This is a genomic window from Streptomyces sp. NPDC006012 (assembly GCF_042871185.1).
Taxonomy (GTDB): Bacteria; Actinomycetota; Actinomycetes; order Streptomycetales; family Streptomycetaceae; genus Streptomyces.
The window spans coordinates 13150-25408 of the sequence record NZ_JBIAIE010000005.1 but is presented as its reverse complement, the minus strand read 5'-3'; the positions used below and the strand labels follow the sequence as shown (position 1 = coordinate 25408).

Genomic DNA, 12259 nt, shown 5'->3' with positions numbered 1-12259 from the left:
CAGTGGGTGTGGGGGCATAGCAAAATATTCCGGGCATGCCGGTGCATACCAGGAGACACCGCAGGGGAACGTGCAGCAGAGCCAGTTTAATGAAGGTGTTCCGACTGTCTAGCCTTCTATTGCTTCAAACTTCGTCGGATGCACTACGGATTTCGCAGGCATTGGCACCGTGTTCCGGGTCTTCCCAGTCCGGACGGCTCTCCGGGAGGCCGAGCTCCTCCTCGCCCAGCATGCGCTCGGCGGCGCTGCGGTGCAGTCGCGCCGCGGCGCAGTCGCCCAGGCGGTCCAGGGTGTCGGCGAGCCGCAGCTGCAGGGCGGCCTGCAGCCGCACGTCCTCGGCGCGGCGTGCCCACTCCACCGCCTCCTGGCAGGTGCGCAGCGACTCCTCGGGCCGTCCCGCGTACTCCTGGACCCGGGCCAGTTCGCTCATGGCCCGCGCCCGGGCGGCGACGTCGCCCGCCTTGCGGTATCCGGCCACGGCCGCGCGCCAGTTCCGAAGCGCCTCGCCGTAGCGGCCCGCGTAGGTGTGGGAGGTGGCGATGCGGCCGTAGAGCCGGGCGGCGTCCGCGCGCTCGCCACGGGCCAGCCGCTGGGCGAGGGCCCGCCCGAACCAGTCGGCGGCCCGGTCGTGGTCCCCCAGCTCCTGGTGCGTGCCGCCCACCGATTCCATCGCGCGGCCGGTCGCATACGGGTCGTGCGCCTCGCGGCCGGCGTCCAGCGCGGCCCGGTAGCGGACCAGGGCCTCGTCCGTACGGCCGGTCCGGGCGTCCAGGTCGCCCAGGTTCAGCAGCGCGGCGGCCCGCTCCCTGGGCAGGTTCCGGCGCTCGGCGACATCGAGGACGAGGCCGTGGATGCCGTACAGATCGACGGCCGCCTCCTGGGTGCCGACATGCGCCACCATGGCCCTGACCAGCTGGGACATCAGCCTGCGGGCCAGGGTGTCCAGTTCCCCGTCGGCGACCGCGAGGCGGGCGGAGGCCAGCAGCGCGGGCCTGCGCACGCACAGCCAGTCGGCGGCGGCCCGGGGGGTCGGGAAGCGCAGGGTGCGGGGCAGGCCCTGGAGTTTCGCGCGGACCTCGGGAAGGTCCGTCTCGGTGATCGCCCGGCAGGAGTGGAGCAGCCGTACGGTCCGCTCCAGCATCCGGGCCCGGGCCAGTTGCAGTTCGCCGGGCCGGTCCTGGGATTCGGCGAGGGCCTTGAGCATGGGGTGCAGGCAGCCGGGAACCTCGTACTGCGGCAGCGGAGCGGCGGCGGTCCGCAGCAGGCCGAGGGCGACGAAGTCGTCCAGGGTGGTGTGGGCGGCGCCGACCGAGCAGCCGGCCAGGGCGGAGGCGGTGTGCGGGTCGATCAGGCCCGCCGGGGCCAGGGCGAGCAGGCGCAGTATCCGGGCGGCCGGTCCGGGCAGGGTGTCGTACACGAACCGGAAGACGCGGCCGAGCGCGGTCCCCTCGTCGTCCGCCGCGTGCAGGCGCTTGGCCAGGTCGGCGACGGCCGCCTTGGGGCGGGCGGCGAGCCAGCCGCCGGCCAGGATCAGGGCGGCGGGCTGGGCCCGGCAGACCTCGACCAGGTCCTCGGCGGCGCGCGGGTCGACGGTGATGCGCACCGAGCCGGTGTACCGGGTCAGCAGTTCCAGGGCCGACTTGGTGTCGAGCCCGCCCACGGTGCACGGGCGGACGTCCGCGATCCCGGTGAGCGGGCCCTGCGACACGGCGACGACCAGGCAGTCCGGACTGTCCGGCAGCAGCGCGTCGACCTGCTCGGCGCTGCCCGCGTCGTCCAGCAGGAGCAGCGTCCGGCGCCCGGCCAGGGCCTCGCGCAGATCAGCGGTCAGGTCGTCCTCGGCGGCTCCGGGCGCCGTGGGCCGCCCGAGTGCGCTCAGCAGTTCGCGGGCGGTCCGCTCGACCGGGACGAGGGTGCCGTCGGGCTCCCCGAGCCGGGCGCGCAGCACCCCGTCGGGATAGCGGTCGGCGACCTGCCGGACCAGCTCCGCGGCGAGTTCGCTGCGGCCGGAGCCGGGCCGGCCGGCGACGAGGAGCACCCGGGCACGGGGGGCCTTGCGGCCGGCGATGGTGTCGAGCCCCGCGCGCTCGATGTCGGCGCGCAGTTCCTTCAACTCCCTTGTGCGGCCCAGGAAATGCCCCTCCGCGGCCGGAGGTCCGAACACCTGCACGCTGTCTGTCTCCACCGCCTGATCCGTCACGGGCCACGCTCCCGTCCCACCGCACACGTCGGCCCACCGGGTCGTTTCCGGGCGCCGCGCCTTCTCTTCGGCTCATTCGCGAGGAGCCTAGTTCACGCTCCGCGACGTACCGGGTGGAGCACGGCGAACGGGTCCCCCGATCGGATCAGGCGATCGTCACACCGGAATCGGATCGCTCGGTTCCGGGCGTTGGGTTCCGGCCGCTCGGTCCGGGGCGCTCGGCCGGGGGCGTCCGGTTCCGGACGTTCGGCCGAGGGCGTCCCGAACCGCGCCGGCGCGCGGTTTCGGGCGGGGGGCTCAGGCCTCGAAGGGGCGCGCGGGCCAGGGAGCGTCGGCCGGGCGCAGCGCGTCGAGGCCGTCGCCGGCCCGGGCGGCGGTCAGCGACAGGACGCCCACCGCGAGGCAGTTGTTGTGCAGTTCGCCCGCCAGCACGCCGCGCACCAACTCGGCCACGGGCACCCGCGCGTACTCCAGATCGATCTCCTCGTCCTCGGCGGCGAAGCGCTCGCCGTCCGCCTCGGACAGGTTCCGGGCCAGGAAGATCCGTACGGCCTCGTCGCAGCCGCCCGGCGTGGTGTACACGTCGGTCAGCACCCGCCAGTCCTCCGCCTTGACGTGCGCCTCCTCGTACAGCTCGCGCTGGGCGGCGTGCAGCGGGTTCTCGCCGGGTACGTCGAGCAGGCCGGCCGGGATCTCCCACAGCTTCTGCCGGACCGGGTGGCGGTACTGGCGGATCAGCAGGACCCGGTCCTCGTGGTCGAGGGCGAGGACGGCCACCGAGCCGGGGTGGACCTGGTAGTCGCGGCGGGCCACCGTGCCGTCGGGCATGAGCACGTCGTCCGTGCGGACCGAGGTCTTGTTCCCCACGAAGGGGGTCTCGGTCGCGCGGATCTCCCACTCCTGAGCGGTGTCCTTGATCGTCATGCCCTGTCCTTCCACGTACGCACGAGAAACCGGGGCGCCCCCTGCCGGTGGTGGCACCCCGGTCACCGTACCGCCGGTGTGTTACTCGGAGTTCCGCTCCGCCTCGACCGACCGCAGGACCGCGGCCCTGACGAGGCCGGCGAACAGCGGGTGCGGGCGGGTCGGACGGGAGCGCAGCTCGGGGTGCGCCTGGGTGGCGACCAGGTAGGGGTGCGCATCGCGCGGGTACTCGACGTACTCGACGAGCTTGCCGTCGGGCGACGTCCCGGAGAACACGATGCCCGCCTTCTTCTCCAGCTCGGCGCGGTAGGCGTTGTTGACCTCGTACCGGTGGCGGTGGCGCTCCTCGACGTACTCCTTGTCGCCGTAGACCTCGCGCACGATGGAGCCCTCGGCCAGCTTCGCCGGGTACATGCCGAGCCGCATGGTGCCGCCCATGTCGCCCTCGCCGGCGACGATGTCGAGTTGTTCGGCCATGGTGGAGATGACCGGGTGGGCGGTGGCGGAGTCGAACTCGGTGGAGTTGGCGTCCTGGATGCCGGCCAGGTGGCGCGCGGCCTCGATCACGATGCACTGGAGGCCCAGGCAGAGGCCGAGCAGCGGGATCCGGTTCTCCCGGGCGTAGCGGATCGCGCCGACCTTGCCGAGCACGCCGCGGTCGCCGAAGCCGCCCGGAATGCAGATGCCGTCGACGTCGGCGAGTTGGGCCTGCGCTCCGGCCGGGGTCTTGCAGTCGTCCGAGGTGACCCACTTGATCTTGACCCGGGCCTTGTTGGCGAAGCCGCCCGCACGCAGCGCTTCGGTGACCGAGAGGTAGGCGTCCGGCAGGTCGATGTACTTGCCGACCAGCGCGAGGGTGACCTCGTGGTCGGGGTTGTGGACCCGGTCGAGCAGGTCGTCCCAGGTCGTCCAGTCCACGTCCCGGAAGGGCAGGTCCAGCCGGCGCACGACGTAGGCGTCCAGTCCCTCGCCGTGGACGGTCTTCGGGATGTCGTAGATCGAACGGGCGTCGGGGCAGGCGACCACGGCGGCCTCGTCGACGTCGCACATCAGCGAGATCTTGCGCTTGATCGCGGTCGGCACCTCGCGGTCGCAGCGCAGCACGATCGCGTCCGGCTGGATACCGATGTTGCGCAGGGCGGCGACGGAGTGCTGGGTCGGCTTGGTCTTCAGTTCGCCGGACGGACCGATGTACGGCAGCAGCGAGATGTGCACCACGAAGACGTTGTCCCGGCCCACCTCGTGCCGCACCTGGCGGACGGTCTCCAGGAACGGCAGCGACTCGATGTCGCCGACGGTCCCGCCCACCTCGGTGATCACGACGTCCACCTCGTCGGTGGCCATGCGCCGGATGCGGTGCTTGATCTCGTTGGTGATGTGCGGGATGACCTGCACCGTGTCGCCCAGGTACTCGCCGCGCCGCTCCTTGGCGATGACGGTGGAGTACACCTGGCCGGTGGTGACGTTGGCGGTGCCGTCCAGGTCGCGGTCGAGGAAGCGCTCGTAGTGCCCGATGTCCAGGTCGGTCTCGGCGCCGTCGTTGGTGACGAAGACCTCACCGTGCTGGAACGGGTTCATCGTGCCCGGGTCGACGTTCAGGTAGGGGTCGAGCTTCTGCATCACGACGCGCAGTCCCCGCGCCTTGAGGAGCATGCCCAGGCTGGAGGCGGTGAGGCCCTTGCCCAGCGAGGAGGCGACACCCCCGGTGACGAAGATGTGCTTGGTCGTCGTGGCAGTGCTGTTTCGGAAAGCAGCGGGCGGCATGGCCAAGAGGGGGCTCCCGTGGTCGCGGTCTGGAGTGCGGTGCGGCTCCTGGTCCGGAAGTCTCCGGGGCGCCGTCGCTGCGGTTCTCGGGGGACCCCTGTCGTCTGCGGAGTTTGTCGCGTTTCCGTCGGGGGCGCCCACCGGTCCACGGGCTACCAGGGTATCAGCGCCGGGAGGGCGTCGGCTTCCGGCCACGCTCCGCGCACACGTCGATACGGGCGCGCACTGCTTACCCGGTTCTCACCCTTTGGTCACCCATTCGGCTCATACGGGTTGCCCCGAGCGGCACGCAGATCATCTACGTGCGTCGTATCCTGCTCGGACACTCACTGCCGAGCCCGGCCGGAAAAACAGGGCACACCCCCGCCCGTATCCACCGGAACAACGCGTGCTCGTCAGTCCGTCGAGTTGTGATCGTCGTTTTGCCCCGGGGCCGAGCGGCTGCTTTGCTTCAAATCTCAACATCGCATGACACGACTCACAACCCGACGCATAACGACGTATAACAAACCCCTTGACCGCACAGAGCGATAACCCCTTCGTGGGGTGACGTGGCCGTTCGACTGGAGTTGCACGTGGCCGGGCGCATCGAAGATTACGCACTCATCGGAGACATGCAGACAGCGGCGCTGGTCTGCCGGGACGGCACAGTCGACTGGCTGTGCCTGCCCCGCTTCGACTCCCATGCCGTCTTCGCCGGTCTACTGGGCACCGAAGAACACGGATTCTGGCGGCTCGGACCCGCCTACGCGGCCGACGCACAACCGCCCACGGCGGCCCGGCGCACCTACCGCGGCGACTCCCTGATCCTGGAATCGGAGTGGGACACCCCGCGCGGCACCGTTCGTGTGACGGATTTCATGCCTCCGCGTGACGGCGCCCCGCAGCTGATCCGCATCGTCGAAGGCGTCACCGGTCGCGTACCGATGCGTTCCGCCCTGCGGATGCGCTTCTCCTACGGACGGGTGGTGCCCTGGGTCCACAAGTACGACGGGCGTACGGTCGGGGTGGCCGGCCCGGACTCGGTGTGGTTCGACACCACCGCGGAGACCTACGGCAAGTCGCTCACCACCTACGCCGACTTCACCGTCGCCCCCGGCGACCGCATCGCCTTCACCATTTCCTGGCAGCCCTCGCACCGGGAGCCGCCCGCGCTGCCGGAGCCGGAGCAGTCGCTGGAGGCGACCGAGGAGTTCTGGCGCGAGTGGGTCGAGAACTGTACGTACCACGGGCCCTACCGCGAACCGGTGATCCGCTCCCTGATCACGCTCAAGGCCCTCACCTACGCCCCCACGGGCGGCATCGTCGCCGCCCCCACGACCTCCCTGCCGGAGGACATCGGCGGCGTCCGCAACTGGGACTACCGCTACACCTGGCTGCGGGACGCGGCGATCACGCTGTCCTCGCTGCTGCGCACCGGCTACCGCGAGGAGGCCCGCGCCTGGCGCGAGTGGCTGCTGCGGGCCGTGGCGGGCGACCCGGAGAACCTGCAGATCATGTACGGCATCGCGGGTGAGCGCGAACTGGGCGAGGCGGAGCTGGACTGGCTGCCCGGCTACGAGAAGTCCGCGCCGGTCCGGGTCGGCAACGGCGCCGCGCACCAACTCCAGCTGGACGTGTACGGCGAGGTCACCGAGGCCCTGCACCTGGCCCACATGACCGGCCTGGCCCGCAACGACTACGCCTCGCTGCTCCAGCTGAAGCTGATCCGCTACCTGGAGGACCACTGGGACGAGCCGGACGAGGGCATCTGGGAGGTGCGCGGGCCGCGCCGGCACTTCGTGCATTCCAAGGTGATGGCCTGGGTCGCGGTGGACCGCACCATCAAGCTGATCGAGTCCGGGGACGCGGACGGCCCGCTGGAGCGGTGGCGCGAACTGCGCGACGACATCCACCGGGACGTGTGCGAGCGGGGCTACGACAAGGAGCGCAACACCTTCACCCAGTCCTACGGCTCCAAGGAGCTGGACGCCTCACTGCTGCTGATCCCGCAGATGGGCTTCCTGCCGCCGGACGACAAGCGGGTGATCGGCACCATCGAGGCGATCCAGCGGGAGCTGTCCACTCCGGACGGCTTCATCCTGCGCTACCCCACTGAGGGTGAGCACGAGGGCGTCGACGGCCTCCCCGGCGACGAGGGCGCCTTCCTCGCCTGCTCGTTCTGGATGGCGGACGACCTCGCGATGATCGGGCGGGTGGACGAGGCCCGCAAGCTGTTCGAGAAGCTGCTGGCCCTGCGCAACGACCTCGGTCTGCTGGCCGAGGAGTGGGACCCGGTCCGCGAACGGCAGGTCGGCAACTTCCCGCAGGCATTCAGCCACGTCCCGCTGATCGACACGGCCCTGCGCCTGACGGCCTCGGGGGCGTACGGGGGCTGAGCCCGCGCCGGGGGCGGCTCTTTGCAATGACCCCGTGTCCAGGGCCACCCGGACGGGGTCGGGAGCGGCCCAGCCGCGGGCTTCCCGTTCGCGGGCGGGGCACGGCCCTGGCCTCGCTGCGCAAGGAACCCGCCGGTGACGTGATCGCCCCGGGCGGTGCGGGCCGTGGCACGGCCCGCACCGTGTTCGACGCGATGACCGGCCGCCGGCCGGTGGTGGCCGCCCGGTGCGCCGACGAGGACGACGCGGTCCGGGCCGTACGCGTCGGCCGGGACCCTGATCAGCCCATCGCCGCGCGCGGCGGAGGCCACCGCGTCACCGGCCCTGGGCGACCGCGCGCCGGTGCCCGGCCTGCCCGAAGGCACGGGGAGAGCGTGGATCCGGCCGCAGCGGCGATGATCGAACCCGTCCGACGCGGAGGCTGCCCCGAAGGCGTCCGCACAGGTAGCGTCCAGTGCATGGACAGCCGTACGGACAGCGGGACGAACGACGCCTTCGACACGGAGGGCGCGGGGGTCACCGTCCGGCGGGCGCTCGAACTGCCCGGGTTGCGCAGCGGACTCCCGGAGATCCTGGCCGGCTCGGAGGGACTCGGCCGCACGGTCCGCTGGGTGCACGCGGGCGAGGTGCCCCACATCGCCTCCCTGCTCAAGGGCGGCGAACTGCTGCTGACCACCGGATACGGCCTGGGCACCCGGCCCGCCGAGCAGCGGGCGTTCGTCCGCACCCTCGCCGACCGCGGCATCGCCGCCCTGGTGGTGGAGCTGGGCCCGCGCTTCGACCGGCTGCCCGCCGCGGTGGTGGACTGCGCCCGCGGCGCCGGACTGCCGCTGGTCCAGCTGCACCGCGAGGTGCCGTTCGTGACGGTCACCGAGGAGATCCACACCGAGATCGTCAACGGCCACTACGCGCTGCTCCAGCGGGCCGAGGAGGTGCACCGGCGCTGCACCCAGGCCCTGCTGGGCGGTGGCGGCGTGCCGCAGGTGCTGGAGATCCTGGCCGGCTTCAGCGGAAACCCGGTCTTCCTGGAGACCCCGGACGGCCGGCTCCTGTACGCGGCCGGGGAGGGCCCCGAGGGCGCGGACCCGCTCCAGGTGTGGGAAGGGCTGCGCGGGCAGCACAAGGACGTCCCGCCGCCCGCCGGTTCGGTGCTGGTGGAGGTGCCGGGGAGCGGTCCGGGGGCGGGCTCGGTCCGGGCCCGGCTCGTACTGCTCCCGGTCCGCGCGCCGCTGGCGCCCGTGCACCGGATGGCCGCCGAGCGGGCCGCGGCCGTCCTGGCGGTCGTGCTGATGCAGGCCCGGCAGGAGGAGGAGTTGGCGGCGCGCGGCCGGGGCGACTTCCTCACCGACCTCGCCGAGGGTCGTATCAGCGCCGGGGACGCTCCCGCACAGGCCCGGGTGCTGGGCTTCAAACCGGGCCGCTCTCCGCTGCTGCCGGTGGTGATGCGGCTGGCCGGCACCCTCGCGCCGGGCGGCACCACCGCCCGCTCCGGTGGCGTGGAGTGCGGCGGCGGCTGGGCCGTCCTGGGGCGTGCCGTCGCGGAGGAGCTGGCCTCTTTGGGCATGCCGGTGCTGCTGGGCGTACGGCCGGTCGAGGGCCGCGTCCCGCTGCTGCTGGGGCTGCGCTCGGCGGCGGAGCGGCCGGCGGTCGCGGACCGGGTCGCGGCGGCGCTGCGGGCCGGGGTGGAACGGGCCGGGATGCACCGGCCCGGAGCCCGGCCGCCCGTGGTGGTGGTCGGGGCGGCCGGGGGCTGGGCGTCCGCGTCGGACGGGCTGCGGCACGCCGCGGAGACCGCGGCGGCGGCACAGTGCCTCGCGGACCGCCCCTGGTACGACGCCCGCCGGCTGGACATCGACCTCCTCCTGTGGCGGCTGCGCGACCACCCGGATCTCGCGGCCTTCGTGGACCGGGCGATCGGCCCGGTGCGCGAGCACGACAGCCGGGCCAAGCCGACGCTGCTGCCGACGCTGGAGACCTATCTGGCGCATGCGGGCCGCAAGGCGGAGACCGCGCGTGAGCTGCACCTCAACCGGCAGACCCTCTACAACCGCCTCGCCCGCATCGGGGAGCTGCTGGGCACCGACCTCGACGACCCGCAGACGGTGCTGGCGCTGAGTCTGGCCCTGCGGGCCCGCCGGCACGTGTCCTGACGGCGCTCAGACCATCGGGCTGGGCTGGGTCAACTCGTCGTAGACGCTGAGGACCTGGGCGACCGTCTCGTCCTCGGTGGGCCAGCCGGCGGCCTGCCGTGCCCCCAGCTCGGCCAGCTCCGTGCGGCGCCCGGTGTCGCCGAGCAGCCGCACGACGGCGTCGGCGAGCGCCTCCGGATCGCCGTACGGGACCAGTTCGGCAGCCTCGCCGACCAGGTCGGGGATGCCGCCGACGGCGGTCGCGACGAGCGGTACGCGCGCGTGCAGGGCCTCCTGGGCGAGCACGGAGCGGGACTCCCAGCTGCTGCACAGGAGCGCGAGGTCGGCGGCGGCGAGCAGCCCGTCGGTGTCCTCGCAGCAGCCGATGAGCCGTACCGGCAGGTCCTCGTCCTCGATCCGGCGCGTCAGCTCGGCACGCAGCGGGCCCTCGCCCGCGACGACGAGCAGGGGTACGGGGTCGAGGTCGCGCCAGGCGCGCGCCGCGTCCAGCAGGACTTCGTACCCGCGGTGACGGTCCAGGGAGCCGATGGCCACCAGCAACGGGCGGCCGATGGCGCCGAGTTCGGCCCGGGCCTTGGGACGCAGCGGGTCGGGGCCGTCGGGCGCCGCGGTGCGGAACGTGCGGGGCAGGGAGACACCGGCGAGCCGGGCGTCCCTGGCGCCGGCCCTGCGGGCCCGGTCCACCAGGTCGGAGGAGGTGCCGAGGATCACCGCGGCGGCCTTCGTGACCCGGCGTTCCAGCAGCCGGAGCAGATGGCCGCGGGCGCCTTCGACCTGCACCCGGTCGTGCCAGGTGACGAGGAGCGGGGTGTGGCGTCCGCTGAGCGCCAGCACCGTGCGGAAGGAGGCGTGCAGCCCGTGTGCGTGCACCAGGTCGGCGTCGGCGCAGGCCGCGCGCAACGCGGCGACGGACGCCGGGTCGCTGCTGCGTGGGATGTGGACGTGGTCGGCGCCGATGCCGGTGAAGTCGTAGCGGTCGTCGGCCTCCGCGGGGGCGCACACCGTGACCCGCACACCGCGCGCGACGAGACCCGCGGCCAGCGACCGCACGTGCGCGCTGCTGCCGGCGTTGCCCCCGCCCAGCACCTGCACGGTGCGCAGCGGCGACTGTCCGTGCGGTGCGGTGCTGCTCGCGGGGCTCACGCGTCCGGGACCTCCTGGTTCGGCGTGGGAAGGGCACGAAGATACGTACAGAAGGTATCGGGTGGAGGGGGAGCACCGCGCGCCTCCCCCGCGCACCGCGTTCCCTGCCAAGGATGCCAGCACATACGGGTGTTGCGGGCCCCGCCGGGAGGCCCGGAACACCAGGGGACGGGGCAATGCTCCGGAGTGCGTCACCCACACGAGTGAGAACCCCGACCGTCGGACGAACACGCGTACGGCCAGCAGGGCCGCGAGGTCGGCTCCCGGCCTCTGCGCCGGGGACGGGCGCGACGTCCGCCGTGCCGCTGGACAGCGGCGGCCTCCGGGTGTCGGACGCGGCTCTGCCGAGCCGGATTCCGGCGTTGTGTTCGAAGCCCCCCTGACCGTCACTCATGATGGGGCGACCCGCAGTCCACCATCCCGGGAAGGTTCCGCCATGCACGTCGCGTACTGGATCATCGCAGCGCTCCTGGCCGTGTTCTACGGCTTCGCAGGAAGCAAGAAGCTCCTTGAGAGCCAGGAACGGCTGCGGCCCATGATGGGCTGGGTCGACCAGATACCCATGCCGTTCGTGCGGGTCCTGGGGGCGCTGGAGATCCTCGGCGCGCTCGGCCTGCTCCTGCCGCCCCTCACCGGCATCGCGGTCGTGCTCGCCGTCGCCGCGGCGGTCGGCCTCGCCCTGGTACAGATCGGCGGCATGGCACTGCACATCTCCCGTGGCGAGACGCAGGTGATCGCCCTCAACGTCGTCTTCCTGGCGCTGGCGGCCGTGGCCGCCTGGCTGGCGACCGCCTGGCTCTGACCACGTCGGCGCTCACCGGACGGCCCCCGCCGTTCCGCCGCCTTGGACCCGCTGCCCCGGCCGGCCCGGCATCCGCGGCGACCCGGCCGGCCCCGGCCACCGGCTCAGCGCCCGCCCCCGCCCACGGCACGCGCCCAGGCGGTGACCCGGTCCCCGTACCGGGCCGCCGCCACCGCAGCGACGGCGTGCGCCGCCAGGCCCACGCGACCGTACCGGGCGGCGATCGCCACGCCCAGGGCCGCGCCGAGCGCGTGCGCCCCGGTGTCGCCGATCATCGTCCGCTCGCCCAGGTCGTCGGGGAGCACGGCCGCCGCGGCTCCGGTCGCCGCCGCGGCCGCCTCCGCGCCGGCTCCCGCGCGCAGCAGTCCCGGCGCCCCGAGGGCGAGCACCGCGCAGGCGGCCCGGCCCGGCCGTACGTCCACGAGGTTGACGAAGTGCGCGGTACCGGCGATCACCACCCCCGCGAGCAGCCGGTCGAGGAACCGGTCCCGCAGCACCGCACCGGCGACCAGCCCGGTTGCGGAGATCCCGAACAACTTGACCGAGCCGCTGGTGACCTCGCCGTCCCGCAGGGCGGTCAGATGCGCCCGGAAACCGCTTCGGGGGTCACCGGCCCCGGCGATGTCGTCGTAGGCGCCGCAGGCCCCGGCGGCGAGCACCGCGAGTCCGGCCGCCGGATGGACGCGGGCCGCTCCGGCCGCGGCCGCAAGCGCGCAGCCGGGCCCCGGATACCACCCGACGGTGCGCCCGGCGTAGTTGGTCCGCTCCCAGCGCGCCCTGCCGCCCGGCGCCGTCGCACGCAGCGCGGCACCCGCGGCGCGGGTGAGCGCCGCGGCACGGGCGGCAACGGCGAAGGATCCGCCGCGGCCTTCGCCGGCCGGCATCAAGCGCCGCAAGC

At 73.3% G+C, this 12259-nt stretch carries 8 protein-coding genes; 3 read left to right on the top strand and 5 right to left on the bottom strand.

Annotated features, from left to right (window positions below; translation table 11 throughout):
• Positions 1-124: 124 nt before the first annotated feature.
• The 3 genes from ACFYPJ_RS11535 to ACFYPJ_RS11525 all read right to left on the bottom strand — a co-directional run bounded on the left by ACFYPJ_RS11535 (position 125) and on the right by ACFYPJ_RS11525 (position 4888).
• Positions 125-2200: a tetratricopeptide repeat protein gene (locus tag ACFYPJ_RS11535; RefSeq protein ID WP_389014095.1), complete on the bottom strand. Its 2076-nt coding sequence runs from the start codon at positions 2198-2200 to the stop codon at positions 125-127.
• Between the two features lie 297 nt (positions 2201-2497).
• Positions 2498-3124 carry an NUDIX domain-containing protein gene (locus ACFYPJ_RS11530; protein ID WP_389014092.1) on the bottom strand — a complete coding sequence of 209 codons (627 nt, stop codon included), beginning with the start codon at positions 3122-3124 and terminating at the stop codon, positions 2498-2500.
• Positions 3125-3205: 81 nt separating this feature from the next.
• Positions 3206-4888, bottom strand: coding sequence for a CTP synthase (locus tag ACFYPJ_RS11525; protein WP_389014090.1), 1683 nt, complete (start codon positions 4886-4888; stop codon positions 3206-3208).
• A 575-nt stretch (positions 4889-5463) separates the two neighbouring features.
• On the opposite strand from ACFYPJ_RS11525, the gene ACFYPJ_RS11520 reads away from it, so the two are divergent.
• Complete coding sequence (locus ACFYPJ_RS11520) at positions 5464-7266, top strand: glycoside hydrolase family 15 protein (protein WP_389015066.1); 1803 nt, start codon at positions 5464-5466, stop codon at positions 7264-7266.
• A gap of 458 nt (positions 7267-7724) precedes the next feature.
• The gene (locus ACFYPJ_RS11515; protein ID WP_389014087.1) at positions 7725-9416 is read left to right on the top strand and encodes a PucR family transcriptional regulator; all 1692 of its coding nucleotides are present in this window, start codon (positions 7725-7727) and stop codon (positions 9414-9416) included.
• 6 nt (positions 9417-9422) lie between these two features.
• On the opposite strand, the gene ACFYPJ_RS11510 is transcribed toward ACFYPJ_RS11515, so the two are convergent.
• Positions 9423-10559 carry a glycosyltransferase family 4 protein gene (locus ACFYPJ_RS11510; protein ID WP_389014084.1) on the bottom strand — a complete coding sequence of 379 codons (1137 nt, stop codon included), beginning with the start codon at positions 10557-10559 and terminating at the stop codon, positions 9423-9425.
• 436 nt (positions 10560-10995) lie between these two features.
• Between ACFYPJ_RS11510 and ACFYPJ_RS11505 the strand changes: the two genes are divergently transcribed.
• On the top strand, positions 10996-11361 hold the full coding sequence (locus tag ACFYPJ_RS11505) for a DoxX family protein (protein WP_389014082.1): 366 nt from the start codon (positions 10996-10998) through the stop codon (positions 11359-11361).
• 104 nt (positions 11362-11465) lie between these two features.
• Here ACFYPJ_RS11505 and ACFYPJ_RS11500 read toward each other — a convergent pair whose 3' ends face one another.
• Positions 11466-12245, bottom strand: a complete 780-nt coding sequence (locus tag ACFYPJ_RS11500; protein WP_389015063.1) for a hypothetical protein — start codon at positions 12243-12245, stop codon at positions 11466-11468.
• Positions 12246-12259: the final 14 nt, after the last annotated feature.

Bases quoted from the DNA above. Each gene is read 5' to 3' on its own strand.
- ACFYPJ_RS11505 (WP_389014082.1), top strand. From the start codon at position 10,996: ATGCACGTCGCGTACTGGATCATCGCAGCGCTCCTGGCCGTGTTCTAC.
- ACFYPJ_RS11515 (WP_389014087.1), top strand. From the start codon at position 7,725: ATGGACAGCCGTACGGACAGCGGGACGAACGACGCCTTCGACACGGAG.
- ACFYPJ_RS11525 (WP_389014090.1), bottom strand. From the start codon at position 4,888: ATGCCGCCCGCTGCTTTCCGAAACAGCACTGCCACGACGACCAAGCAC.
- ACFYPJ_RS11500 (WP_389015063.1), bottom strand. From the start codon at position 12,245: ATGCCGGCCGGCGAAGGCCGCGGCGGATCCTTCGCCGTTGCCGCCCGT.
- ACFYPJ_RS11530 (WP_389014092.1), bottom strand. From the start codon at position 3,124: ATGACGATCAAGGACACCGCTCAGGAGTGGGAGATCCGCGCGACCGAG.